This is a genomic window from Gimesia aquarii, assembly GCF_007748195.1.
Taxonomy (GTDB): Bacteria; Planctomycetota; Planctomycetia; order Planctomycetales; family Planctomycetaceae; genus Gimesia; species Gimesia aquarii.
This window is the reverse complement of the sequence record NZ_CP037920.1, coordinates 3,533,861-3,559,998: the sequence shown is the minus strand read 5'-3', so window position 1 is coordinate 3,559,998 and position 26,138 is coordinate 3,533,861. Positions and strand designations below refer to the sequence as shown.

Annotated in this window: 25 protein-coding genes and 1 pseudogene; 17 read left to right on the top strand and 9 right to left on the bottom strand. The window is 45.8% G+C overall.

The window, feature by feature from the left end; all coding sequences use genetic code 11:
- Window positions 1-44 precede the first annotated feature (44 nt).
- The 5 genes from V144x_RS14035 (at window position 45) to V144x_RS14015 (ending at window position 6,444) form a co-directional block, all read left to right on the top strand.
- Complete coding sequence (locus V144x_RS14035) at window positions 45-4,379, top strand: outer membrane protein assembly factor BamB family protein (RefSeq protein WP_144985776.1); 4,335 nt, start codon at window positions 45-47, stop codon at window positions 4,377-4,379.
- 118 nt (window positions 4,380-4,497) lie between these two features.
- On the top strand, window positions 4,498-4,869 hold the full coding sequence (locus V144x_RS14030) for an SGNH/GDSL hydrolase family protein (RefSeq protein ID WP_144985775.1): 372 nt from the start codon (window positions 4,498-4,500) through the stop codon (window positions 4,867-4,869).
- A gap of 61 nt (window positions 4,870-4,930) precedes the next feature.
- A complete protein-coding gene (locus V144x_RS14025) occupies window positions 4,931-5,179 on the top strand; it encodes a thiamine-binding protein (RefSeq protein WP_144985774.1) in 249 nt (82 codons plus the stop codon).
- A 34-nt stretch (window positions 5,180-5,213) separates the two neighbouring features.
- The gene (locus V144x_RS14020; protein ID WP_144985773.1) at window positions 5,214-5,666 is read left to right on the top strand and encodes a DUF3592 domain-containing protein; all 453 of its coding nucleotides are present in this window, start codon (window positions 5,214-5,216) and stop codon (window positions 5,664-5,666) included.
- A 13-nt stretch (window positions 5,667-5,679) separates the two neighbouring features.
- Window positions 5,680-6,444, top strand: coding sequence for a hypothetical protein (locus V144x_RS14015; protein ID WP_144985772.1), 765 nt, complete (start codon window positions 5,680-5,682; stop codon window positions 6,442-6,444).
- A 55-nt stretch (window positions 6,445-6,499) separates the two neighbouring features.
- Here the strand turns inward: V144x_RS14015 and V144x_RS14010 are convergent, their stop codons facing one another.
- The 3 genes from V144x_RS14010 to V144x_RS14000 all read right to left on the bottom strand — a co-directional run bounded on the left by V144x_RS14010 (window position 6,500) and on the right by V144x_RS14000 (window position 8,726).
- Entirely contained in the window at window positions 6,500-7,339 is an 840-nt protein-coding gene (locus V144x_RS14010) for a hypothetical protein (protein ID WP_144985771.1), read from the bottom strand.
- A gap of 233 nt (window positions 7,340-7,572) precedes the next feature.
- Window positions 7,573-8,169, bottom strand: a complete 597-nt coding sequence (locus tag V144x_RS14005; RefSeq protein WP_197998927.1) for an arsinothricin resistance N-acetyltransferase ArsN1 family B — start codon at window positions 8,167-8,169, stop codon at window positions 7,573-7,575.
- A 53-nt stretch (window positions 8,170-8,222) separates the two neighbouring features.
- Window positions 8,223-8,726: a DUF4184 family protein gene (locus V144x_RS14000; RefSeq protein WP_261343671.1), complete on the bottom strand. Its 504-nt coding sequence runs from the start codon at window positions 8,724-8,726 to the stop codon at window positions 8,223-8,225.
- Window positions 8,727-8,997: 271 nt separating this feature from the next.
- Between V144x_RS14000 and V144x_RS13995 the strand changes: the two genes are divergently transcribed.
- The gene (locus V144x_RS13995; protein WP_144985769.1) at window positions 8,998-9,633 is read left to right on the top strand and encodes a hypothetical protein; all 636 of its coding nucleotides are present in this window, start codon (window positions 8,998-9,000) and stop codon (window positions 9,631-9,633) included.
- A 114-nt stretch (window positions 9,634-9,747) separates the two neighbouring features.
- The gene (locus V144x_RS13990) at window positions 9,748-10,602 is read left to right on the top strand and encodes an alpha/beta fold hydrolase (protein WP_144985768.1); all 855 of its coding nucleotides are present in this window, start codon (window positions 9,748-9,750) and stop codon (window positions 10,600-10,602) included.
- Window positions 10,603-10,608: 6 nt separating this feature from the next.
- Here the strand turns inward: V144x_RS13990 and V144x_RS29010 are convergent.
- Window positions 10,609-10,731 (bottom strand): annotated as a pseudogene (locus V144x_RS29010) (GNAT family N-acetyltransferase); the annotation flags it as partial.
- A gap of 37 nt (window positions 10,732-10,768) precedes the next feature.
- Here V144x_RS29010 and V144x_RS13980 point away from each other — a divergent pair.
- Window positions 10,769-10,993, top strand: a complete 225-nt coding sequence (locus V144x_RS13980) for a hypothetical protein (protein ID WP_144985767.1) — start codon at window positions 10,769-10,771, stop codon at window positions 10,991-10,993.
- Window positions 10,994-11,063: 70 nt separating this feature from the next.
- On the opposite strand, the gene V144x_RS13975 is transcribed toward V144x_RS13980, so the two are convergent.
- The gene (locus V144x_RS13975; protein WP_144985766.1) at window positions 11,064-11,657 is read right to left on the bottom strand and encodes a GNAT family N-acetyltransferase; all 594 of its coding nucleotides are present in this window, start codon (window positions 11,655-11,657) and stop codon (window positions 11,064-11,066) included.
- A gap of 261 nt (window positions 11,658-11,918) precedes the next feature.
- Between V144x_RS13975 and V144x_RS13970 the strand changes: the two genes are divergently transcribed.
- The 5 genes from V144x_RS13970 (at window position 11,919) to V144x_RS13950 (ending at window position 16,163) form a co-directional block, all read left to right on the top strand.
- The gene (locus V144x_RS13970) at window positions 11,919-12,413 is read left to right on the top strand and encodes a DinB family protein (protein ID WP_144985765.1); all 495 of its coding nucleotides are present in this window, start codon (window positions 11,919-11,921) and stop codon (window positions 12,411-12,413) included.
- A gap of 272 nt (window positions 12,414-12,685) precedes the next feature.
- The gene (locus tag V144x_RS13965; RefSeq protein WP_144985764.1) at window positions 12,686-13,141 is read left to right on the top strand and encodes a response regulator; all 456 of its coding nucleotides are present in this window, start codon (window positions 12,686-12,688) and stop codon (window positions 13,139-13,141) included.
- 325 nt (window positions 13,142-13,466) lie between these two features.
- Window positions 13,467-14,045, top strand: a complete 579-nt coding sequence (gene sigZ / locus V144x_RS13960; protein ID WP_144985763.1) for an RNA polymerase sigma factor SigZ — start codon at window positions 13,467-13,469, stop codon at window positions 14,043-14,045.
- Between the two features lie 176 nt (window positions 14,046-14,221).
- Entirely contained in the window at window positions 14,222-14,737 is a 516-nt protein-coding gene (locus V144x_RS13955) for a hypothetical protein (protein WP_144985762.1), read from the top strand.
- Window positions 14,738-15,032: 295 nt separating this feature from the next.
- A complete protein-coding gene (locus V144x_RS13950; protein WP_144985761.1) occupies window positions 15,033-16,163 on the top strand; it encodes a winged helix-turn-helix domain-containing protein in 1,131 nt (376 codons plus the stop codon).
- A gap of 159 nt (window positions 16,164-16,322) precedes the next feature.
- Here V144x_RS13950 and V144x_RS13945 read toward each other — a convergent pair whose 3' ends face one another.
- Together V144x_RS13945 and V144x_RS13940 are read right to left on the bottom strand one after the other, a co-directional pair.
- Window positions 16,323-16,898, bottom strand: coding sequence for a GIY-YIG nuclease family protein (locus tag V144x_RS13945; protein WP_144985760.1), 576 nt, complete (start codon window positions 16,896-16,898; stop codon window positions 16,323-16,325).
- A 214-nt stretch (window positions 16,899-17,112) separates the two neighbouring features.
- A complete protein-coding gene (locus V144x_RS13940; RefSeq protein WP_144985759.1) occupies window positions 17,113-17,721 on the bottom strand; it encodes a DUF4274 domain-containing protein in 609 nt (202 codons plus the stop codon).
- A 507-nt stretch (window positions 17,722-18,228) separates the two neighbouring features.
- Here V144x_RS13940 and V144x_RS13935 point away from each other — a divergent pair.
- Window positions 18,229-18,636, top strand: coding sequence for a hypothetical protein (locus tag V144x_RS13935; RefSeq protein WP_144985758.1), 408 nt, complete (start codon window positions 18,229-18,231; stop codon window positions 18,634-18,636).
- Window positions 18,637-19,244: 608 nt separating this feature from the next.
- Here the strand turns inward: V144x_RS13935 and recJ are convergent.
- The gene (gene recJ / locus V144x_RS13930) at window positions 19,245-20,945 is read right to left on the bottom strand and encodes a single-stranded-DNA-specific exonuclease RecJ (RefSeq protein ID WP_390620814.1); all 1,701 of its coding nucleotides are present in this window, start codon (window positions 20,943-20,945) and stop codon (window positions 19,245-19,247) included.
- Window positions 20,946-21,348: 403 nt separating this feature from the next.
- On the opposite strand from recJ, the gene ilvN reads away from it, so the two are divergent.
- The 3 genes from ilvN to V144x_RS13915 all read left to right on the top strand — a co-directional run bounded on the left by ilvN (window position 21,349) and on the right by V144x_RS13915 (window position 24,106).
- On the top strand, window positions 21,349-21,864 hold the full coding sequence (gene ilvN, locus V144x_RS13925) for an acetolactate synthase small subunit (protein WP_144985756.1): 516 nt from the start codon (window positions 21,349-21,351) through the stop codon (window positions 21,862-21,864).
- Window positions 21,865-22,034: 170 nt separating this feature from the next.
- A complete protein-coding gene (gene ilvC, locus V144x_RS13920; protein ID WP_144985755.1) occupies window positions 22,035-23,039 on the top strand; it encodes a ketol-acid reductoisomerase in 1,005 nt (334 codons plus the stop codon).
- A gap of 194 nt (window positions 23,040-23,233) precedes the next feature.
- Entirely contained in the window at window positions 23,234-24,106 is an 873-nt protein-coding gene (locus V144x_RS13915; protein ID WP_144985754.1) for a radical SAM protein, read from the top strand.
- A gap of 48 nt (window positions 24,107-24,154) precedes the next feature.
- Here the strand turns inward: V144x_RS13915 and V144x_RS13910 are convergent, their stop codons facing one another.
- Window positions 24,155-25,273, bottom strand: a complete 1,119-nt coding sequence (locus V144x_RS13910; RefSeq protein WP_197998925.1) for a DUF4912 domain-containing protein — start codon at window positions 25,271-25,273, stop codon at window positions 24,155-24,157.
- Window positions 25,274-26,138 lie beyond the last annotated feature (865 nt).

The window sequence follows — 26,138 nt, the reverse complement described above, 5'->3', positions numbered from 1 at the left end:
CTCTGAAAAAGTTGCTCGAGTAAATAGACTCATAGGAATAATTGATGCGAAATTCATTAAATACCATCCGAGTCCTCAGTCTCCTGATGTTAACACTCTCGTCGTTACCGTCATCAGCAGTAGCCGGTAACTGGCCGATGTGGCGTTACGATGCGGGGCACACCGCTGCATCCCCAGATGGTTTACCCGATCAATTAACACCACTGTGGACGCGTTCTTTCGGTCAACGTGAGCAGGTCTGGGATGATCCCCTCAATAACGATTTGATGACCTACGACAAAGTTTTCGAACCCGTCGTCTATGGCAAACGCATGTTTGTTGGTTTCAATGATTCCGATAAGTTAATCGCCATTAATACAGAAGATGGCAACACACTCTGGACATTTTACGCCGATGGCCCCATTCGATTTTCCCCTGTTGCCACAAAAGACCGCGTTTATACGGTCAGTGATGATGGCTATTTATATTGCCTGAATTCAGAGACGGGAAAACTGGTCTGGAAATTTCGCGGCGCTCCGGCTGCGCAAAAAGCATTAGGAAATAAACGTGTCATTTCCGCGTGGCCTGCCCGAGGTGGCCCCGTACTGTATGATGATACGATTTATTTTGCCGCCAGCATCTGGCCATTCATGGGCACTTTCATCTACGCCCTTGATGCGGAAACAGGAAATGTCGTCTGGGTCAATGACTCTACCAGTGCCAGCTATATCAAACAGCCACACAGTGCCCCTTCGTTTGCGGGTGTTGCACCACAGGGAACTTTAGTTGCAACAGAAGAGCTTTTGTTAGTTCCCGGTGGTCGGTCTGTTCCCGCGGCACTTGATCGCAAGACAGGGAAACTCAAATATTTTCACCTCGGTGGTAAAGGAAATGGTGGCTCTTTTGTCATTAGTAACGAAAGTGAGTTCTTTGTCCACACTCGTTATCGCGGTGTGCGAACCTACAATCTCAAAACGGGGCTACCCAGTCTGTATGTGCATAATGAGCCGGTGCTTGATGACAAAATGCTCTACTCTGCCATTTTGAAAAACAAACGACCTTTAATTCAGGCCTACAAAAAAAACCATCAGGCTTTGTGGTCCCTCGACGTTGATGGCCAAGGCGATCTGATCCGCGCAGGAAATCGACTGTATGCGGCAGGGGAAAAAACGCTGTCCGCGATTACTCTCCCGACCTCACCAGAACAAAAGCCAAAAATCGCCTGGCAACTCCCTTTAAAGAGTCAGGTTTTACGGTTGCTGGCAGCCGATGAGAAATTGTTTGCCGTGACATTAAATGGAGACATCAAAGCATTTGGTAAACCAGCGAAACTGTCGCCACAAACGAAACCAAAACCAGAATCATTACTCTCTGATCCTCAATCTATTGAAACAGCAAACACCCTGCTGGAAAAAGCGAAAACAAAAAAAGGTTACGCAATTTGCTATGGTGCAGATCAAGAATCGCTACTCGATGCCTTTCTGGATCAGTCTCAATTACGTTTCATCGTCATCGGACAGGATCCAGCCAAAGTCCAGAGGTTACGAACCAAATATGATTCACTCGGATTGTACGGCTCTCGAATTACCGTTCACGAAGGAACCCCTGAATCATTCCAGGCACCACAACATATCGCACGGCTGACATTATTGAGCGAGGCGTTCATGGAATCCCTCGATGCCAGACAACTCAAACAAATCTACCGCTCCGTTCGACCTTATGGCGGCGTGATCTGTATGCCGCAGAATGAGAAAAGGTCCACGCGTGAAACCGTCGCAATCTTTCACAAGGCTGCACTGCCGAAGGCAATTTATACCGGACGTGCAGAACAGTTTCTCATCGAGCGCAAGGGAGCGTTACCTGACTCAGCCGACTGGACCCACCAATATGGTGATATTGCCAACACCGTCAAGTCGAATGACAAACGGGTAAAGCTACCCCTGGGCGTTCTCTGGTTTGGCGGAAACACACACGATGATATTCTGCCCCGACATGGACATGGTCCTCCCGAGCAGGTTGTCGGCGGCCGGACGTTTCTGGAAGGAATGAACAGTCTCAGTGCACGCGATGTTTATACGGGAGAAGTTCTCTGGCGAAGAGAGTTTGACGATCTGGGAACGTTCGGCATTTATTTCAATACGACCTATAAAGACACCCCTCTCAGTACTCAATACAATCAGAAACATATTCCGGGTGCCAATGCGCGTGGCACGAATTATATTGCAACCTCTGATGAAGTCTATCTCGCCATCGGTTCGGAATGCCATGTTCTGAATGCGACGGATGGGAAAACGCGGCGGATCATCAAATTACCAAATCCCCAAAATGACTGGGCCTTCATCGCCGTCTCTGAACACATCTTATTCGCCGGCAATGGATTTGCACATTATGGTAAGAAAATCGATGAGAAACCAGGGAAAGACGGACCTGCGGCAGCCGATCTTTCCGCCAGCAACGGACTCATTGCCTATGACCGTCATTCTGGCAAGAAACTCTGGGAAACCGCTGCCGTGCATTCTTTTTTACATAATGGAATCGTCGTAGGAAGCAAGCGTGTTTATTGCCTGGATAAGCTCCCTGCCAGCGCCGAGAAAAAACTTTCGCGTCGCGGAATGGCAGATCCCACAAAATATCGCATCGTCTGCTTTGATATCCACACTGGAAGAGAACTGTGGTCGACCAATAAAAGCATCTTCGGTTCGTGGTTGGGCTACTCGAAAAAACATGACCTGCTGCTTCAGGCGGGAGCGCGTGCCAAAGACCGTTTGAGTGATGAAGTCGGACAAGGCATGACAGCCTACCGCGGCAAAGATGGATCCATCATCTGGCAGAATAAAGACCAACGTTATACGGGACCTTGTGTATTGCATAACGACCTCATCATCACCTCGGCTAATTCTTACGAAGTCTCAGGCGGGGCGTTCAATATTTTAGACGGAACGCCTTATTCGATTATCAATCCGATTACAAAGCAAAAAGAGTCGCTGAAGTTTTCACGAACCTATGGTTGTAATTACGTCATTGCCAGTGAAAACCTGCTGACGTTTCGATCGGGAGCCGCCGGATTTTATGATCTGGAATCAAAAAGCGGCACCGGAAATTTTGGTGGTTTCAAATCCAGTTGCACTTCCAATTTGGTCGTAGCTAATGGAGTCTTAAACGCGCCGGACTACACGCGCACTTGTAGCTGCTCATACCAGAACCAGACTTCTCTGGCGTTGATTCACATGCCGGAAATTGAAATCTGGACCAATAGTGAATTAGGCAGCGGTTCCGATTCTGCTTCATTGGTCAAACAGGCAGGTATTAACTTTGGTGCTCCCGGAGATCGTCGGGCAAAAAATGGCACCCTTTGGCTCGATTATCCAAGTGTGGGTGGACAATCTCCAGATCTCAAGGTCAAGATTTCTAACAAACAATTTGTCCCGTTTCGACACCATACACTCAAAATGAGAGAACCTTCTCCCTCTGGCAGTTTGAACTGGGTCGCTGCTTCTGGAATTGAAAACCCCCAAAAAATCACCATCGCCATCAATCAGAACAAGGACACGATGACACCTGAGGGAATCCCAATCGCCGGTGTCGAAGATGATGCAGAAGAGGATTCGAAGGGGGAAGTCAAACTGCATAGTAGCGATTTGGAACTCGGCCTTGATGCCGGGGACCCACAAGTGGTCGCACTCCGTTTTACAGACATTCCACTGTTATCGGCTGACGATTTAGAATCTGCCTACATTCAATTTACCGTTGATGAAAGAGGCGATTCGCGCTGTCAACTAAAAATTCAAACCGAAGATGTCGCGAATTCCAAAGCGTACGTGGAAACAAAACGGAATCTTTCCTCTCGAAAGCGATCCAAGGCTTATGTGGAATGGACTCCCCCTGCATGGTCAAAAGTCGGTGCCGTGGGCACAGCACAAGCGACACCTGATTTGACTTCCATTATCAAAAGTGTCCTGTCAAAGAAAAACTGGAAACCAGGAAATGCGATTTCGTTTCTCTTTACGGGAACAGGCACACGCATCGCCAAATCGTACAAGGGGGCGAAATCAGGCTCCGCACGGCTTGTTCTCAAAACCAAAATGAAACAGCAGCAGCAAAAAACAGCAGCAAAAACGAAAGCCACTCCTCCAGCAAATCGGTATACGATCCGACTGACATTTACCGAGCCTGATGAGAATATGAAACCGGGAAACCGACAATTCCAGGTTCGCTTACAGGGAACACCTGCCATTGATAATCTGGATATTCTCAGAGAAACCGGTCAGGCAATGCACAGTCTGGTCAAAGAGTTTAAAAATATTCCCGCATCAGACAAAATTGAGATTGAATTGATTCCGGTAAATGATTCAGCACATCCACCTGTTATCTCGGGAATTGAGTTGATCAGTGAAATTTAATTCCTCGATGCGTCAACTCAATGAAACGTTCTGAATCATTTCACTCAGTGACATTCGTTATACAATTTTTGTGCTTGGGATTGTGTCGTAACCTGCAAGTAACCGAAAGGATGCCCTCATGCAGAAGACGTCTGTGCTTTTAGTCGGCTTAAAATCATCGGTCGTAAATTTCGAGAAATGGCCAGAATTATCAGTGGAAAAATTAGAAGCAGCCTTTTCTGATGTTCACACAAATCTAATCGAACTCGGCTATGAGGCGAAATGGTGTTTGACGGATACCGGAGAAACCGCAGAGCAACAACTGACCACAGATCTCAAAGAGTTTACTCCTGATATTGTCTTAGTCGGTGCTGGCGTTCGAATTGATCCCGATCACTTCCTACTCTTTGAAAAGATCATCAATACAATTCATGCAGAAGCTCCGAATGCGAAGATCGCTTTCAACAGCACTCCCTTTGATTCTGTCGAAGCTGTCAAAAGGTGGGTCTAAGATGCCGACTTCATGGAATTTTTCCAAATAACATACAATCGCAAAGGATGAAAAAGCTACTATGATAACTACAGTCGAAATAAGCATGTATCCCTTTCAAGAAGGCTATCGGGAATTGATTCAAGCCTTTATCCAAAAATTGAAGGAGTATGAAGGCCTGCGCGTCACTCCTGGTCCCACAGCAACTGTAGTCGTTGGCGAATATGAACGTGTGATGGAATGTGTTCAAGAAATGTTTGCCTGGAGCTATGATGAGCATGGGCGATCTGTTTTCGTAGCCAAATTCATACTCGACTATAATCCTGAGTAGCCCTGCATCTTCACGGACGACCCGACAAAACAACATGAAAAAAGTGCTTTTATATATTTTTGGTTACACGTTCAGTGCGGTGATCATTCTGATGGTCTGCGCTGTCCCCGTTTTTGGCGTTTATGAACTGGGAAAAACAACCTGGTACCTCACTCAATTTGAACATGACACTGGCACCGTGGTGGGATGTACGGGAAAACGCTTCAAGCATAAATCGAAATATGCTTATGTCGTTGAAACAAAAAATGGCGCACGCATTACGGGACGCTGGTATGGCAGCAAATCCCATTGTGAGCGGCAAAAAGGGAAAACGGTTGCTGTCCTGATCAATCCTGAAAACAAACAGGAAGGAGTCGTCAATTCCTTTATGGATCGCTGGTTCCTGCCGCTTGCCCTGTTAAGTCTGCCTGGATTGTTTTTGTATGGTTATCTCAAAAAGAGAAAGGAAAAATATAAATCAGCGGAATCTGTTAGCGAAATAGAGTAGAGTATTCCAGATTATGAAATTACGCAAAAAAAAACTGATCTTATTTGTAGCCTTGCTGGTCTTTATACCAATCAGTGCATACGCCTGGGTACTCTGCTTCCCTCAATCGCTGTTTCGGCATACCCTCACACATCGAAATATTACCATTCATTCGGAATCAGAAGTTGATCCACGTTGGAAAAATGTCATCGATGAGTTTCTTCCATTAATTCAAAGCTCTGAACTGTATTCGAATCATTCCAAGCTCAACGTATTGTTGATTTCCAATTCTAACTACCGTCGATTAGAAAGCCTCTTAGCCAAACCGGTCTTAGCAAAAGCATCACGCAATATCGTTTTTCTGAATGGTGGAATTGATTTGGACCATTTACGACTCGTTGGCCCCGTTTTGGAAATGGATCTTGTTCGCACTCTGGCACATGAAATGACACATTGCCTGGAAAACGCACACTATGGAATGCATAACAACACCGCGTCATGGAAACGAGAAGGATATGCCGAGTACGTCTCACATCTCCGTGATCGAAACGCACCTGATTACCACCTTTCCTCACTCTTAGATCAATACGAAATGCATGTCGCGACTTCAGGAGGCAATGAGAACTGGATGGAGATCTCTGAAGGAGTGATTGTTCCGCCACACTACGTTCGCTGGCGTCTATTGATTGAATATTTAATCGCTACCAAAGGCATGTCGTACGAGCAAATTGTAAAGACTGAACTGTCGGAGACTGATCTCTATCAAGAGCTACTAGAATGGCGAAAGAAGCAAAACTAAGTCGCTAAGACACAAGAGTTTCGAAAAGAATATCTCTGGTTATTTTATGTAGCACTTATTCAGCACCATTCTCAATCAGCGACTGCTGAAACTTGCTCCAAAACGATTTTTGACGCTCATATTGTTCAGCTGGCAGTTCGTTTTTCATAAATTCGAGCGATGCTAATTGATCTTTTGCCGCTGTTACATATGAATAATCAGAGGTTGCCATCGGATTTTTGAACCCGGCATCTCCAGGTTCATACCGATGCAGAAATGAGCCGTTCTCATCGAGTACTATATTTGAGGTAAGCTTTGGTAACATCACTTGAAACTGAGCGAAAGCAAGCTCGCGAAAACTCATACCCTCAGTTGCTTCTTCCCAGGCGTTGACAACTTCAGCAGGAGTGTTGCTATCAGGAAACTTGATGCCGTATGCCAAACCACTGCGCGTCAATCCATCTTGGTTCAAGTCGACTTGCGCTGCAGGTGGCAAAAGCAAATTCAATGCACCTTCTTCCGTTAAAGACTCAACATCGATTTCACTGGCGAGCCCTTGAACTTTTTGAATCACCGCTAATTCGTCATGAGACAGACTTTGCAGGAAACCTTTGGGATCAAAATATCCCCCCTCATTGTGCGCCCGCACAAGGATTTCGCCGTAGGTGTGCTTCAACTCGTCAGGATTTTGAACCTGCGTGTAACGACCTCCCAATTCCCCCGTAAACCAACTGTCCCAGGTTTTTTGAATATTTTCCGTGAGCGGCTGCTGGCTATCTATAGGCTGAGCCGAGGCATATCCTTTACGTCCTGCTTCGGTCAGCAGCGCACTAAAGAGATTTTGAATTTGGTGGTCCTGCTCTCGTTTTTGTGATTGAGTCAACAGACTACTAGAGTTAATTGAGTCAATTTTCATAGCAATCCCCCAGATCACAAAAACCACCAGTTAGCATCACTAACTTTTAACACAGGTACACGTCTGTTAATTTATCGATTATGAGGATTACTCAACTTGAATTTATTTTATAGTTTCAACGCTCGAACAAACATGATTGGAGGGAGTTATCTGAAGGAGTCGTTGATTTAGTCGCGCTATAGCGCTATATATGTAGGCGCCTGCTGACTGAGTATTTGATTGATGTCAAAGAGTTATTGTACTGGATTGGTATTCGGCATGATTAATTCCCAGTAACCCACATCAATCCATCGATTCATTTTCCAGCCAACTTCTTTGAAATGTGCTACTTTCTCAAATCCCATTTTCTCATGCAACGCAATGCTGGCTGGATTAGGAAGTGCAATTCCTGCGATCAGACTATGAAAAGAAAGACTGCGTAAACGATCAATTAACTCCTGATAAAGTAAACTACCTATACCGTTTCCGACTGAATCATGGGCCAGATAGACCGTAATTTCTGCCGAGTATTGATAAGCGCAGCGGCTCTTCCACTGACTGCCATAAGCATAGCCCTGAATCGTTTGCTGATCTTCATAAACGAGCCAGGACAAGGTTGCAGTGATGTCCCGAATACGTCCTTGCATTTCGGAAGCAGTTACCACATTCTCTTCAAATGTGATTATGGAATTTGTGACATAGTGATTATAGATTTCACAAATATCTTTCGCATCTTCTTCCTTCACGTCGCGTATCAGTTGGATGTCCCCCGACTCAAAATCGCTGATCATACGGAATACAAGTGCATAATACTGCCTTAGTTTCACAGCCTGCAAGATGCAGTAGATCAAACTTTCTGAAACACCGTTTATAGCTGTAAAAGGCAGCGAAGAAAACGGAATTCTCACGATTCGCGAAGCAGAAGCCTGAATATCAGGCCGAAGAGGCCAGTCACTGCCAGCCCGATATGAAGAGTGCCGACGCTGACCATCCCAGCCAATCCATTTCCATCCGCAATTGGCCAAAACGGATTCATCTCTTCATGCATCAGACTGTCCAGAAAAATATGAGTCACCCCACCGATGAGACCGGCAATTAGCGATTGCCAGAGCAGTTGTAATTTTGGTGCCTGTATTACCTTTACTCTCCAGCGCGAATGTGCTGGTAAAACCCGACATGCTATCTGAATGACAGCAAACATCAGCAAACCGGCGAATACCCCCATGACAATGCCACCAAGATAGGTGTGCAGGTATCGATGAATTGGTGGGTCATTTTTGCTGAGATAGTAAAGAACTTCTAAATCAATGAGGACATTTGCCAACACAAACGAAGTAAGCCAGAAATAACGAGGGCTAAACGCTTTGGCGAGCAATCCCGGACAAAAGTGAAATGGTGTAAACGGAATTGGTTGTCCTCCCTGATCAACTCGTTTGTTATTTGAAATGAAATCAAATTCTTTCTTTCAGTCCAGGATTATAGCGACTTTTGTGTGTGACGGCATCTTAAAGCGAAATTATCTCTTCATGCCCGCTCAACAGTTCATCGCCTGTAATCTTGAGGATAATTTTCTTGACGGCTCATCTATAATCAGATAGCGTAAACTGAAGAACGAAAGCATGCGTTTTTATTTCATTTGCGTTTCGTCATCGGTCAATATTCTAACAGGGATTATGATTGTGTATTCAAACCGCTTCATATCATTGCCTGTCATCGTTTGCCTCATATCGACCTCAGTCCCCCTGTTGGCAGAGGAACCGATAAAAAAATCGAAGGCTTCGCCTGTGGAAGCCAGATTAATCGTGAATCAATCGAAATACATCCTGTCCCCAAAACGCCGCGGAAAAGCCTTTCGTAAGCGAATCGAAGCTGAAACCGACAGCGACAAGCTACCCGCTGCACCGCAAGTCGATCTTGTTTTGGAACTCAAGAATATCAGTAAAGAGAACGTGATGATCTGGCCGAAAGGGGCGATTAGCTACCCTGACTTAACAGTTAAGGGACCGGGAGTCGTGCAACCGGATAATTTGAAATCAATATCAGGAGCGTCTTCAGGCAGCAGCATCCAGCCGACCATAGCGCCGGGTAAGAGTTATCGCCTCTCAATCGACTCACTCAACCCAAACGGCGGCACTCCCTGGTTCTATTGGAGCGAACCGGGAGAATATACGATCACCGCCACGTATACAGTTTACACAGGGCTACCAGCGTTTCCCTTACCCGATGACAAAAAGCCAAAAAACAAGCCCAAGAAATACGAAGTCACCACGCCTCCAGTCAAAGTGAAAGTTATCCTGGAAGACAAAAAAGGATGATCAAAATTCAAGGCGTCTGGACGCCGTTCGGCAGGTACAACAAACATAACAACGAGAAGAGTTAAAAAACGCGCTACCGAAAATAAAAGTCCCCCTCAATTCTCGGAATACAAGATGGAAAAACTAACGCTCAGTGATGGTCGAATTCTGGCCTACGACGAATACGGTGATCCAAATGGTACGCCAGTGATCTTCAATCACGGCCTTTCGGACTCACGACTGATCCGTAACCCTGACGAGTCGTTAACCAAATCTCTGGGTGTCCGTGTCATTGCCGCCGATCAACCGGGAGTGGGTATCTCCTCTCCACAAAAAAAACGCAAGATGGTCGATTGGGGCAAAGACATGGAAGAGTTAGCCGATTCACTCAGATTAGACCGATTTGCAGTGGCGGGGCATTCGGGTGGATCACCTCATGCGCTCGCCATTGCCTACCGTCTCCCAAAACGGGTGACGAAGATTGTTCTGGCCTCACCAGTCTCTCCCCTCGATGAGCCAGGGATGGGCAAACTGATGATCAACAAAGACCTGAAACTGATCGCAAAACTCCATCACCTCCATTTCATCATTAAATGGGCTTCCAATAGTGAAGCAAAAAGAGCATTAAAAGATATTCCGAGCTTCGTTGAGACAACCGCGCAGGAAGATCCCTCTGATGCGGAAACTTTTCTTCGCGATCCGATACAACGCGAAATGTTCGAAGCCTCTTTTACCACCGGCATGGTTCAGGGGGGCGAAGGAATCTATGAAATGATCATGGCGCTCTGGGATTGGGGATTTGATCCGGAAGAGATCAATCAGCATGTCGAACTGTTCTACGGCGATGCCGATGATATCCTTGATATTAAAATGCCACTTCGTCTTGCAGAACGATTACCGGATTGCACAACTCATGTTTGGGAAAACGCCGGCCACTACGGTTTTGTCGACCGCAATCGATGGTCGGATTTCATGGGTGCCGTGTTCTAATCGTATTCAACATGATCGTGTTGTTTGAAAAGTCAGGTGTGCTTTCACGTTTGGCCGTTCGCTTGTAATAATGGAATAAACAGACGTATTTCGTAGCGTCCCGTTAGCTGAGATCTGATGACTCCATAAACGGACTTCAATCAGCAAACCAAAGGAAACTCTACCTATGCCTACCGTATTCATTCTCATGCCCGGCCTTTTAGAACTGCTCACCATCGGAATCATTTTGATTTTCGTAGTGACTCCCTTTTGGATGATCTGTTCCAAAGCGGGGTTCCCTGGCTGGATCAGTCTTGGAATCTTAGTTCCAATCGTAAATATTGTACTAATCTATTTTCTGGCTTTCGCGGAATGGCCTGTTCTACAACACTTGCCTCATCAGGACCAATAAAAATACTGAACTCTACTGCAAAAAAACAGAAACAAATACAGTGAGTCAAGTATCGTATTACGAATCTCTTTCAACGAGAACGTGTTGCCTGAAATGTCAGATGTGCTTTCACCGTAGGCCATTCGCTGGCGATGATGGAATAAACGCACGTGTCTCGCAGTGTGCCGTTCGGTGAGATCTGATGGTTTCGCAAGATTCCGTCGAGCTTCGCTCCCAGACGTTCGATACCAGCGCGACTCTGTCGGTTGAAAAAATGCGTTCGGAACTCGACGGCAATACAATCCAATACTTCAAACGCATGTGTCAGTAAGAGTAGTTTGCATTGCGTGTTAAGTCCTGTCTTCTGCACCGATTTGCGGAGCCAGGTTGATCCAATCTCAACCCGCCGATTCGCTGCATCGACATTCATGTATGTGGTCATACCGACGGCCTTGTTCGATGATTCTTCAATAATCACAAAGGGCAGCATTCGCTGCTGTTCGAACAAATCAAGTCGTCTTTGAATTTCTGCTGCCACACCATCGGGTCCAGGCACGGAGGTATACCAGAGCTCCCACAGTGCGCCATCCCTCGCTGCCTCAGCAAGATCGTCATGATGCCGTTGATCAAGCAGTTCCAGTCGAACACCAGGGCCATTAAGAGTAATCGGTTCTAACCAGGTCATGAGATGGGCTTTCATTATTACGAGGCAAAGGAGGCATACAAAAGGAGATTGAACAGACCAGAATGCTGTTTTACTCGAATCTTCTGACATCGTTAAGAGACGCGAGGTTCGGTTAACACAATCAATTCATTTTTGATCATTGCGTTTGATAAAGACCACCTGAGTTTGATACGATTTTTACAGTTTGTCATGCTTAAATGTCTGTTTATATTCTAGCCAGATTTAACATCTGGACAAAAAACATTCCTAAGGAATCCACAAATGCGATCTCAGAGCAAGTGGGCGAGCGAAAAACTTAAACTTCTTGAATCCAGTCGGGAACGTCTGGCACGTGTTATTAATCGTTTAGGAACTGAAGGCTTTGACCGACGTATCCGTGATGGCTGGACCGTGAAGGAGATGTTGGCCCATCTTGCGTTCTGGGAAGAAACAAGCCTGCCTGTCATCCAAGGTATGTTTCGTGGCGGTCCAGAAATCCCTGTGGAAGAGTGGTATGGGGGTACTGATCTTGAGATAGCACCAGACGCCCCGTGGCCCGATGCTGATACGCATAATGAGCGCGAAGCAAGATGGGCACGCAGCCATACACACACTGAGGTCCTGGATCGATTGCAAAACGCCAGACAACTGTTAATGAATGTCACTGCTTCGGTGACTGATGAGGAAGGCGACGGTCAGATTGGTCAACACCTCACAGAAATGTTTCACCATACCGACAGCCATCTTGCTGAGCTGGAGTCGATTGCCGTTTCCTAATGACAGTCAGTGGAAGGCATTGAAGAGAACGGGACCATCGTTTCGCAAGACTTTTCGAATTCCGGACCTCAGAATGGAGGTAAATCTTTTAAGGCATTCAGAGGGACTTAGCCCTCTCTTTTTTAAACAAATGCAGATGATTACCTCCCCACACGGACATCGATTGTGTTCTATAGTTTGATACCCAGTGTCTGAATATACGGAAATCGTGAGTTGATACGCTCAACAGATGGAAAATCTCATTTGTATCGGAAGAAAGGCCTAACTTCATCATGAACGATCAAGACAAATCCACAGACCAGGAGAACCAGCTCGAATGCCGGGTTCTTTTAGCGGAAGATATGCCCGATAACCAAAGGCTGGTCTCATATTACTTGAAGCAGGCGGGCGCTGAAGTGTTCATCGCGGAAGATGGGCAGATTGCCTACGATCTTGCTATGGAAGCGCGTGATCACGGGTTCCCCTTTGACGTCATTCTGATGGATATTCAGATGCCGTCAATCGATGGAAATGAAGCCACAAAAAAATTACGTGATGCAGGTTATACCAGTCCGATTATCGCCATCACCGCTCATACCAGTCTATATGATCGAGATTCCTGTGTTGCCGCCGGTTGTGATAATTATACAACCAAACCAGTCGATCGTGACAAACTTATCAATTTAGTAGCTCATTACGCCTCACTTCAAAAAAAGAAAAAATGCCTTGCAGAGGATGCGATCATTTAAGACCACCAAGCGTGGCACGAGTGAAGTGTTCGGGCGACTCAGGTTACCCGAACACTTTTCATTGATTGAATGAAAAAACTGGTCAGAGTTGCGTCTTTTTCGAATTCAATACGTCTTTATGTGTGACGGAACGAGTGACTGTCCCATTTTCACGAATTCGAAAAGGAGAAAAAATGACTGATCAATCGAATGAAAACAGTTCTAAGTGTGATGAAAACAACGCGTGTTGTACAATAAACTGTTGCTGTGTTTGTTGTTGTGCTACACAAAGTTGTTGCCCAAACAAGGTGCGTTCTCAATCTGATCAATCGGGTTGCTGTTAGCAATGAAAGACCAGAGTTCCCACATCACAACCGAACAAATCTGGCGCGAGCTGAGTGATCGGCTGCGCCAGTTTGTCAGTTCGCGCGTGAATTCGGCAGCGGATGTGGATGACATTTTACAATCGGTGTTCCTCCGCATTCATCAAAAGATCGAGGACCTCCATCAAATCGAGCGGCTGGAAGCCTGGGTATTTCAAATCACACGTAATGCCGTGATTGATCATTTTCGCAAAAAACGAGATGTGCCAAATGATGACCTCGCGCAGAACGCAGTTGCCGAAATGAAAAGCGTTGAGAATCTGAACACAGAAGTTGCCGGTTGCCTGACCGCTTTGATTCACCATTTACCTGAAGATCAACAGCGTGCCGTCTCTCTGTACGAACTGGAAGGCATCTCACAAAAGGAAATCGCTGAGCGAGAATCAATATATCTCTCTGGAGCAAAATCCCGAGTTCAACGCGGCCGTAAAACTCTTGAAATAATGCTGAAAGAGTGCTGCCAGTTCCAGTTCGACAGACAGGGAAACATTCTCAAGTGCAAAGCAGAAGGTAACCCATCTTGTGATACCGGCGATTGCTAATATGGGAATACGAACCAAGGTACCTCAAAGTGACCCAGTCCATTAATATTTTCTCTTTTCGGAGAATGTTTCAGTTCGATTCTGGTTATCGTATCTTGTATTGTCAGGAATTTCTGCAATACCATAGAGAGAATCGTTTAGTGTAACCACAGTCCATGCCCTGAAGGAGTCTTGTCGTGAAACACGTTCCCTGCTTCTATCTTATTACTGTACTCATATTGGTCATTGTAACCGGTAATGTGAGAGTCATTTATGCTCAATCCCCAGAAGTGACCAAGTCGGCACAAAAAACCCCTCTCCGACCACGCCAACCTGGTGGTTATTTAAATGCCACACTTGGAACTTATCTGACAATAGAAGGTGTGCTGTATGAGGGCAACGGAAAGGTCGAATCCAATACGATTGTCATCGACACGGTCGATGGTAAAAAACTGGAAAAGACGATTCTAATCAAAGTCGACAATGTTCGACTTCCCACCAAAACGCGATGCATCCTCAAGGGATACGAACTAGGTCGCATGGTAGGAAGACCACCAGCTGAGTACGCTTTATATAAAGAACTTGGTAAGAACCCGGCTGAACTTGCAGAAAGAGATGCCGTCCCATGGCACTGGCGTCCGTATTTCGTTCCCATGATTGTGGTTGAACCACAGGGTTTAAAAACCACAACAAACTGGGGAATCACAAAATGAGCGACTCAATTGAATGGTAGAACAAAGCTCGAAAAAAATCGCTTCTCAAAATAACTTTTAAAGACTTGGCTGAACTAAATAATTCTTGCTCTCTTTTTCCATCCTGACGATAAAGAAATTGTTTTTGGAAAATAGAAGATCGAGTCAAGTTCTTACTTGAGGTTTTACACTTCGTTTTCTACGCTCACGTTGATGTGTTTTGCGCAACTTTATCATTCCCAGGCAGGTGCAGAATGGACGTTGCCTGATTGTGTCGATCTATTATCCTTTTAGGTTCTCTAAAAAAATCCCCGAGATGAAAACGATCGAGTTGCCATTGAAATCTGCACAACGTTTAATGGTGGCTAGTCAGAAGCTGTCAGGCCCCGCTTTAGATCCCGTGCAAATCATTGAGCATCTGGGGTACGTTCAGATTGATACCATCTCTGTCGTGGAGCGTGCTCATCACCATGTGTTCTGGAGTCGAAACCCAAAATATAGTCCAACCGACCTGGACAATCTCATTGAATCACGAGACGCGTTTGAGTACTGGAGCCATGCCGCCTCTTACCTGCCAATGAAAGACTACCGGTTTTCGCTACCACTGAAGAAAGAATTTCAAAAACGCGAGACTTCCTGGTATCCCAAAGACTTGAAAATGATGAAACAGGTTTTAACCAGGATCCGTAAAGAAGGTCCGCTTCGATCCAAAGACTTTGAGATGACAAAGAAAGGGAAATCGGGATGGTGGGATTGGAAACCAGCCAAAAAAGCGTTAGAGAGACTGTTTCTTGAAGGCAAACTGGAAATCACCCGCCGTGAGGGATTCCAGAAAGTATACGATCTCCCGGAGAATGTGATTCCTGGTTCTGTTGACACCACACTACCGAGCGAAACCGACTATGCCCGATTCCTGATTCAACGAACGCTGCAACATCATGGCTTAGCCTCTGTAAGCGAAATTGCCTACATGCGCAAAGCGCAAACCAAGAAAACCGTTTTGAAGACCCTCAACGAAATGGTGGCTGCCGGCGAGATATCCCAAGTCGCTGTAGAAGGAGTTGACGAGCCTTATTTTGCCCTCAGACAAGCATTAGAGAACATCCCCAGGGTCGGCTCTAAAATTCACATCTTATCCCCGTTTGACAATTTGATCATTCAAAGAAATAAGCTGATCACCTTTTTTGATTTTGATTATAAGATTGAATGCTACGTCCCTGCACCCAAAAGAAAGTATGGCTATTTTTCTCTGCCGGTCCTCCAGGGCAGCCGATTTGTCGCCCGGATTGATTGCAAAGCAGATCGAAGCAATCACAAGTTGATGATTCAATCCATTCACTACGAAAAAAACGTGGACCAGTCATTATTACAGAAAAAAATGGGATCAAAATTGTTGGCATTCGCCAAATTCAATGGATGCAACGTGGTGGCATTCAACATCAAATGAGAATGAACCACCCCAAAAAAGACCTGGTCCATTATTGTTTCTAAAGAGTGTCTTTTAAAACGATCGAATTACAGGACGTCTGAAGAAACGAATGAGTTTATTGGATAACGCCCCAATAACCGGCGCCATAGGCACGAAGTTGATTGACTAGGTAGGTGCCTACTCTGACTTTGCAATATGCGTCTTTTTCTCGTCGCGAACTATACGGCCTTCTTTCATTAGAATGCCTAGTACACTGTAGCTTAAATAATCTTTAGAACCACCACCATAATCTGACTGCAAACCAAGATATTTAGCCGCATCAGAGTTTTTAATACCTTCAGGGTTTGCCTTAGCTAGCTCCATAACTGCTGATTTAAGTATGCCTAAGCCCATTTGAGCCTTTTCATAACATCCATCAGGTATGTTTACCTTGATGCGTTTGGAAATATTATTTGGGTTTGGTTTAACGCGGTTAGTAAGTAAACCACCTTGAGATCTGATACCAAATCCTGAAATAAGCTCCGCTTCGATTTTTAGCGATTGTTCTTCGGTTAAATTATCAGAGATGACTGTGTGGAGAACAGAAAGACCTGCGTCATGAATGGCCTGAATCACTTTCCCTTTTTCTGAATCATCAATCTGTGTTTGATGCTCCCAAGCACGATTACCAGTACCTTTTCCTATGTAGAAAGTTTTAGCCGGTTTCTCCCTAGGATCTTTTAGGGCATAAACATAAAATGGATTCTGCGCCATATCTATCCTTGCACCTAACGTTACTGTTCACCGGGCCGCGGCGAACGACGTTGTTATGTGATTGCATCGTAGTCGATTTTGTTGAAGCAATTGGGTTTATTCTTAAGATCTTGCCAGTTGAATTCGTACAGTTCATCATAGGTCCAATCCGTTGGAAAGTCGATGCGAAATGAGATATGAAGTAACAAAAGAGACCTAGTCTATTATTACTTTTTTAGGGAACGGACACAAGCATCGAATCTGGTAGCCGGAGCGATTCGAGATCAACTTCACATGCCTCAAGCCAAGGTTTTGGGTCAAAATAAATCTTGTGTGTCTTGAAGTTACTTTTCTTGAATCGACGCTCTATAGCCTTGAGAAGTCTCATCGCATCCTGATCTTCTTCATAAGCGCATTCTGAAATCGTAGCATATTGAGAATAATAGAAGACTGGTTCATATACCCAGAAAAGACGAAGCGCAGTTCCAGCATCACACGATGGGTGTTTTCCCAACTGAATCAGTGGCTTCATGCCATTCGACGCATCATAGTTGCAAGTAAAGCAGTGAATATCGAGAGGTTTGGAAACTGACTTCACGAATTCCCGTCGCAACTTGTCCCACTTGCGACACTCTTTCTCGAAAGCAGCATCGTCGTCTATGCTCTCAAAGCGGTTGATCCATTCACTGGCCGCCACATCTAGAATGTATTGATGTCTAGATTTTGCTAGTTTATCACATTCAGAATAGGATAGTGTTAGCACCTTAGATTGAGTGGTAGCACGTTTGCGAAAAGCAGGATCAGCCAGTTCTGCCTTCGTTTTCTTTCGAACCTTCTTTGCCATTGTCTAAATCTCAAGCTGTCATAGTCGTTAATCGGATACACTAGGGGATTCATATCATATATACTAAACATGATACTCTCTCGGAATTTCAGTTCAAGAAATAACTCCTTTGACACTTTATGCTAACAATATATGTCTGGTAAATACCCGGTCAAACACCAATAACCAATAAGAGACCTGGTCCATTATTGTTTCCTTGAGCCCTGATACTTCAGGCAAGCAGGAAATATTCGACACAAAATAGATTTGTGCTGATCAAGTTACTACAATTAACCCAAATCAAGCCGTGAATAGTTTTTAAGCGAAAATCAAATGGGGTTTATGAGATAAAGGAAACGGGTTGTTTCCTGAATGATGAGTTTCCCCTATATTTCATAACGTTAATGAGAAGTATTAAGCCTCTGTGACATCATATCGAAACAAAATCGGTCATTTGCACATTTTTGATCCCTATCAGCACAACACATAAACAAGGGATTATAGATAAACAACAAGTTCGGTGAAGAAATGAAACTGTTTGCACCGTTCCTTTTTTTATTTGGCTACTTCCTTGGTGGGTGGGGTGTGATCTGGATCTTAGTGATGTTGCTAGATCGAGGAGATCCGAAGTTTGCTGGGGCAGTCGGATTCTACTATGGTATTTGGATCTGCGTCTATCTTCCGATCGCGATTGCAGGAACAATAACTTTGGCTCGAATGAAAGGTAGTTATCGCAGGAGGATATTTGTTGCGATAGTTTCTCTGATAGCAGTTCTTGTTGTCATGTTTATCTCATTTTTTGCCAACATCAACTGGCTTATTATACTCGTCGAGTATATCAGCTTTGGTATCGCCTTCTGGCTTCTCGAGAGGACACCGAACAAGCGCATGGAGAGCAATGGCTGCCCCGACTCTAGTTCGAATGATTCACTGTAATTCCAACCTCTGTCCTGCACCGAGTAGGGAACACTACAACGAATTCTGGATCTCAATGCTTTGACTTTCAGTTCTTACAACACCTGCACAATCTTCATCTCCGATCTGTTCGTGTCTATCGGGTAGAATCTGTTGGGCAGTCTTTGTGCTGCAGCAATTGCAGTGCTTTGTTGCGGCTGCCTGGTGTGTTTGATTTGATTCCTTTCAAGGAGGATCTGTTATGTGGTGTTTGTTTTTTCGTTTTAGCTCCTTTCTTTCTTGTTGTTGGAAGGTTCGTTGTTTGAACCTCAACTATCATCGCGAATGGCGGGAGGTGGTCAAGTTTGATATTTGCGCAGTTTTGTCTGAGAGTTGGTTAATTCGTGACGAGTGGAAACACGATTTGAGCTCATCCAGGGTGCAAATCGGTAGTCAAATTAGTGAAGATCGGGAACCGGTTTTGCTAGCGATTTTTGAAAGCTTGCTCAAACGAGGGGGTTTTATAGTGATGACATCCACAGGGGCAGAAGTCTTCAGCATTCCGAATTTTTTCCCTCGCGCGCGCGAGACATAAATCAGGAGTTTCACTCTCTGCACGGCGGCGTCAAGTTCAAAATGAGCACTGAAGATCAGGAAGGTAGTGGTGCGGTTGATTTTTCGGAGATCCAATCTTTCAAATGCAACTGCACATTTTCGAAACCGCGAAATTTATTGATGCTGGGAGCGAAGCTGATGGAGAATGGACCGCCGTCTTCCTGCATCTGGTTGGCCCATTCGCCTTTGCCAAAGGCGATCGCGCGGATCTTGGTTTTGTGTTGCTGGAAGACCAATGAAAGATGCCGCCCCCCTTCTCCCATCGTGCGCGGCGGCTCTGCGAGATCAACGCGGGTCGCTACAAATTGGGGCCGTGGGTTTTCCTGTCCGAATGGTCCAAGGCGGTCCAGCTCCTGCACTGCCTGTTTTGTGATTTCGTTTAAACAGACTTCGGCGTCGATCCGCATCTGTAACTCTTCATCAGAGGGCTGTGGCGCACAGGCTGCAAATTCGGCAAACGCGCGTCGGAAGTCCTCTATTTTCTCTTCCGCGATTTTGAGTCCGGCGGCTGCCTGATGACCGCCAAAGCGGATCAGGTGTTCGGAACAACCTGTGAAGCCGGCATGCAAATCAAAGCCTGCAAACGACCGCGCGGAGCCTTGTCCAGTTTGCGAGTTCGCATCCAGGGCAATCATGACGGTTGGCTTTTCATAATGCTCGGCGACTCGATTGGCGACGATGCCGATCACGCCGGGATGCCAGTCTGCATGCGCTAAGACCAGTGTCGCATGGTCGGCCCAGTCTTCATTCTCATCGACCATTTCTTTGGCCTGTTTGAGAATCCGCCGTTCCACGGTTCTGCGATTTTTATTCAGCTCGTCGAGGTAAGCCGCCAACTGAGTCGCGCGATCCTGATTTGTGGTGGTTAACAGTTCGACAGCCAGCCTTGCCTGCCCCAGTCGACCTGCGGCATTCAAGCGTGGCGCAATGGCGAAGCCGATATCTTCGGTATCGAGTTTCTGGTCGGGCTTGATTTCCGCGACTTTCAAGAGTTCCAGCAAACCTAACGGCGCTCTTTCGGTGAAGGCGCTTAAACCGTATTTCACAAGCACTCGGTTTTCACCGAGCAGGGGAACGACATCCGCCACGGTTCCAATCGCTGCCAACCCGACTGCGCACTTGAGGTACTCGCGCATTTGAGGCGATGCTTTCTGACCATCGCCCAATTTTTGACACACGGCCCAGGCCAACTTTAAAGCAACCCCTGCCCCGCAGAGATGAGGAAATTCATACGTACTGCCGGGCAAGCGGGGATGTACCAGACACGCCGCCTCGGGAAGTTCATCGCTCATTTGATGATGATCGGTGATGATCAGCTCCAGCCCCAGCTCTTTGGCGAGTGCCGCTTCTTTCACACTGGTGATTCCACAATCGACGGTGATGACGAGCCGCTGTGGATCTTCTTCGTGCAATGTTTGAATCGAGTCACAGCTTAATCCATATCCATCTTCCAGACGGTTGGGAATGTAATAGTCGCACTCTCCGTTTGCTAATGTTAAGCACTGGAGCAGAATGCTGGTGGAGGTCATGCCATCCACATCGTAGTCGCCGTAAATGGTGATGCGACGTTTGGCATTTAGCGCGGCGATCACGCGGTCGGCTGCGTCTTCGATGCCCGGCATGGAACTGGGCTCCAGCAGGTCGTTCATTTTAGCGTCAATGAAGCTCCGCGCCGCAGCTGCATCTTGAAGTCCTCTTGCAATTAAGACCTGGGCAAGAAGTGGAGAGATCCGCATTTCCCCACTGAGACGGCGGACCTGAGATTCATCGTGAGGAGCAAATCGCCAGTTTTGAGTCATCCGTGCTCTCGATCAGATATAAGGAGAAAAAATCAGCGGTAAACTGGTTGACTATTAAAACAGAGTCACATTCGACTGTCAAAACCATGGTATTGACTGAATGTACAAAATGAAAGACTCCCCCCGCCGGGAAGTCAAAACGAACCCATTTCGGCTTTCCCCTGTCCAGTCCACTGATGAGAGAGGCACATAATCGGTCTAACCCGCCTGATCCTCAGCCGAGTGCACTGAGATATCGACGTCGGGACTTGCTCGTGCTCTGAGACAAGACTAAACTAAACGCTTCGGTGATTTTCACGTTACCCCTGTTTTTGATTGAATTACACATTAAGGTTTTGGGATGAAACACGTTCTTTCTGCATTAGTCATGAACCAACCGGGTGTCTTGGCCCATATTTCAGGCATGCTCGCTTCGCGTGCGTTTAACATCGAGAGCCTGGCTGTCGGTGAAACGGAAGAACCCGAATTTTCCCGAATTACCTTTGTCGTAGGGGATTACAACAAACTGGATCAGGTCCGAAAGCAGTTAGAAAAGCTGGTAACCGTTGTGAAAGTGGTCGATTTTTCCGGCGAGGACTATGTAGAGCGTGACCTGATGCTGATGAAAGTCTCGACCTCGGGAACGTCACGATCAGAAATTCGTGAATTAGTCGACATTTTCCGTGCGAAAATCGTTGACGTGAGCTCTGAAAACGTGATGATCGAAATCTCAGGTCAGGAATCCAAGATCAATGCATTCATCGATGTGATGAGGCCTTTTGGAATTCTGGAGATCGTGCGTACAGGACGAATCGCACTGTTACGTTCCGAAACAGTCAAAGCAGACTCTGGTTCAAAGGCAGTGGAAACTGTTTAATCATTCCACCAGACAAACAGCAGACTAACTATTCACGGCTGTTTTGTCCCACAACGCAGAGCGTTGCCTAAAAGAATGTTTGATGGCAACGATTTGACTAAAGAAGTTCTAATCGAAGTGGAACCGGTTCTGCTTCTTTCAGCATTACATCAATACAAGAGATCAGGATTATGGCAGTTACAATTTATTACGATGATGACGCAGACTTGTCGCTGCTCAAAGACAAGACCATCGCGATTCTCGGCTACGGAAGCCAGGGACATGCACAAGCTCAAAACCTTCGCGACAGTGGCTGCAATGTCATTATTGGACAACGCAAAGGGAGCGAAAATTACGATTTGGCTGTCAGCCATGGCTTTGATCCCGTGCCTCTTGCGGAAGCCACCAAAGCGGGTGACTTAGTCAATATTCTGCTACCTGATGAAGTTCAGGGCGATCTCTACAAAAGCGAAATTCTTCCCAATCTGAGTAAGGGAAATCTGCTGCTCTGCTCGCATGGGTTTAACATCCACTTTAACCAGGTCGTTCCACCTACTGGTGTTGATGCTGCTCTGGTCGCTCCGAAAGGTCCGGGGCATCTGGTTCGTAGCGAATATGTCCAAGGCGGTGGCGTTCCCTCATTGATTGCTTTGGTCGAAGGTGCCTCTGATAGTGCCCGCCAACTGGCTCTCGCGTACGCGAAGGGAATCGGCGGAACTCGTGGTGGTGTGATTGAAACGAGCTTTGCAGAAGAAACAGAAACCGACCTGTTTGGCGAACAAGTCGTTCTTTGTGGCGGTGTCAGTGAACTGGTCAAAGCCGGTTATGATACACTCGTTGAAGCTGGTTATCAGCCTGAAATGGCATACTTTGAGTGCATGCATGAATTGAAGCTGATCGTTGACCTGTTCTACCAGGGTGGATTGAACTACATGCGATACAGCGTTTCCAATACAGCCGAGTATGGCGACTATTCCAGTGGCCCTCGTATCGTCACTGAGGAAACCCGCAAAGAAATGAAGCAGATTCTGACAGAGATCCAAAATGGTGAATTCGCCAAGAACTGGTTGCTGGAAAACAAAGCGAACCAGGCTTCATTCAAAGCGATTCGACGCTTGAATCGACAGCATCCCATCGAAGCAGTTGGTAAAGAACTTCGCCGCATGATGAGCTGGATTGATTCGAAAGAAGTCTAATCCCACCTGCGGTAAATTTAACTACAAATGCGGTAGCGGCTTCGTATAGTCGTTACCGCATTTTTTATGGTAAATCGCAGTAAGATGTACAGATTGTTTGCCTTGAGTGATAACTAATCAAGTTCCACTTGTCTTTCTGAGATACCAGTCATATAAAAAGAGTAAGTCGAGTACTTTGTTCTGGAAATTGAACTATGCCATCATCATCACTGCCTCTGCACTCGCAGCATCAACGAACTTATCACGAGAATAAGTTTGTTTACCCGGTTTTATCCCGGCGCAGTAAGGGAATTTCGATCGGTGTGAATCTCAACCCCGACAAAATCTGTAATTTTGACTGTATTTACTGTCAAGTTGATCGCAGGGAAGAATCGGAAACCCGCTTTGTCGGTTTCGAACAGCTGCTGGCAGAGCTTGATCACATGCTGAAGTTCGTCATGAGTGGGGAAATTTATCAAGATCCGAAGTTTGCTACGGTGCCTGAAGCGCTGCGAAGGCTGAACGATATCGCATTTTCGGGCGATGGAGAGCCGACAACCTACAAAAATTTTGACAACATTGTCAAAGAAGTGGCCGACTTGAAAAAGAAGCATCAAGCGCATGATGTCAAAATGGTATTAATCACCAATGCGAGTATGTTCCATCGGGAAAGTACCCAAAACGCACTCAAACTATTAGATGAAAATCAAGGAGAGATCTGGGCCAAGCTTGACGCCGGCACGGAGAGCTACTTCAAAACCATTGATCGCACCAAAATTCGATTTCAACAGATTCTGGATAACATCGCACTCGTCGCGAAACAGCGACCGATTGTGATTCAGAGCTTGTTTATGCTGGTGAATCAGCAACCACCTGATGCAGCAGAAATCGACGCGTACTGTGATCGGCTCAACGAAGTGATTGAGTCAGGAGGCGAGATTAAGCTGGTTCAGGTTTATACGATAGCACGTCGTACAACAGAAGATTATGTAACTTCGCTTAGTTCTGCGCAAGTTGATGAGATTGCGGAAAAGGTGAAGGAAAAAACGGGTCTCACCACTGAAGTCTATTACGGAAACGCCGACTGACAGAGAAGCGCTCTCTGTCAGTCATTTGGCGTTGCGAGCGCGATTTCCTTACTCGTCGAGCTGAACGGGCTCGAGATCTTTGGTATTACGTTCAATCGCAAGCACAATAGTTTGTTGCTTACGTTTATTCGAAGAGGTATTGACGGCTGGGATTACCTGCCTACCATTGGGTAGGCTGAGACGCAGGGCAAACCGCCCTTCTTTGCTAACCGGGATTTTCTCTCCTAATAATGTGACCTCTGCTTGCGGGTCTGAGGTCCCATGAATGAGTAATTCCGTTTCCACATGGAACTCTCGCTTTGCTTTTTTGCTACGGGATCCATTGGAACCACCATTCGAATCGAGCGTCAAAGGCAGTGCGAGTCTTGCGGCAGCGCTACCGCCGTTCTCGTTCCGCGACGTATAGCGTCTGGATCGAGTGGCTGAGTAATTACTGTCGAGTGCCCGTTTTGTTTTGCCTCCTTTTTCAGAGACTTCAGGCATTGGAGGAGTTAATTTATGAGAGTAAACTAAGCCGAAAAACTTATTTTGTGGCGTCACAAAACCAAGCTGGAGTTTATACGACCGAGCTGGTTGATCGATTTGCACGAACCACAGCCCGGAGTCGATCTTGATTTCAACGTCTTTGACATACGCTTTACTGGTGCGACTGTTTTCATTTGTCGTAATATCATAAATACGAATGACGGGAACGGCCTGATACCAGTATGCCCCTAAAGCTGCTTTGGCACGGTCTAAGCTTCCCTGAGTCACTGTCCATGTCGCCAGTAACCAATGGGAATCTTTCACCACCGCAGTCAGCTTGGTTTCAGAAGATTCTGAAGTCGGTAGGATTTTGTCATTATGTGAACTCTGCCCGTTTGATTTGAGCAGTTTTTGTATCTTTGCCTGATGCTCGGAAGGAGCTAAGTGGCTTGAAGAAGATTGTGAGGGTAAAGCCGGTACGGCCGCAGGTTTAGGAGTAACAGAACGAGATGTTTTTTTGGTGACAGGAACGCTTTTACTTTTGGGTTTCGGCTTTGCTTTTGCAGTTTTGATTTTTGCGATTGCTTTCACCAACTCTTGTTTTCTCATGCCATGCCAGCCGGCAATTCCATGAGATTTAGCAGTTGCAGCAAGATCACGACGCGTTTGACACTCTAAAGCTTTTATGACTGCCGGGGACATTAGGAACGGACTCCCAAGTATCAACCAAGACACTGGTCGGTGTCTTAATATCGCCTTAGTCATCCATGACAATCAGGTTAAGTTTTAGCACATCTGCCCCGTTCCAGTACATTCAGAATATCGCAGTAATATCGAATCCTTTATTTCATACGATCAGAATGTAATGAACAATATGTAAACGTCAAATCAAATTTCGACCAGGACGCTACTCTCCCCAGAACAGAAAGCCACTATTAAAAATTCTCATAATCAGGAACCGCTGTTCGCTAAAGTAAAGGCTACTAGGCTGACTCCCTTGATCAGAATTGCAACTTTAAGAGCTTTGATTCGATCACCCAACAACCTGAAGTAGGTTAGTCAGACGAACTTATTATCAATGACTTTCGTGTCTCCTCAAAGTTTGTGACACTCAAATCACTCTTAACAACATGAAAAACGTTTTTAACACGAAAGGTCATAAAAATCAACTATTCGACTATCCTGATTTGCATAACACAAGTCCGCATTTAGTCATATCCCGTTACATCAATGGTACTTATAATTTTAGCCTTGTCAAAATTTCATAGAAACCTAATACAAGCAGACATCGTCCTGGCTAGTCAGCTCAATCGTAGCGACACTAAACAAATCGCTTCATCACAAGAATTTGAGATCTCTAAAAAAGCGAGACGCCTGAAAGCCTGTCAGAAGATTTTGAGGGTGTACCCGCACCTTGTTCCAAGACGATTGGTCTTGCTTTATAAGCTATTTAGGACCTCAACATACGGAATTTCATTTTTGAGAAAATTTAGATTCAGCAATTTCGATAAGCCGATCACTTTGACTCAACAAGGTGATCTACTTAAAGTCACTCTCAGGTTTGCTT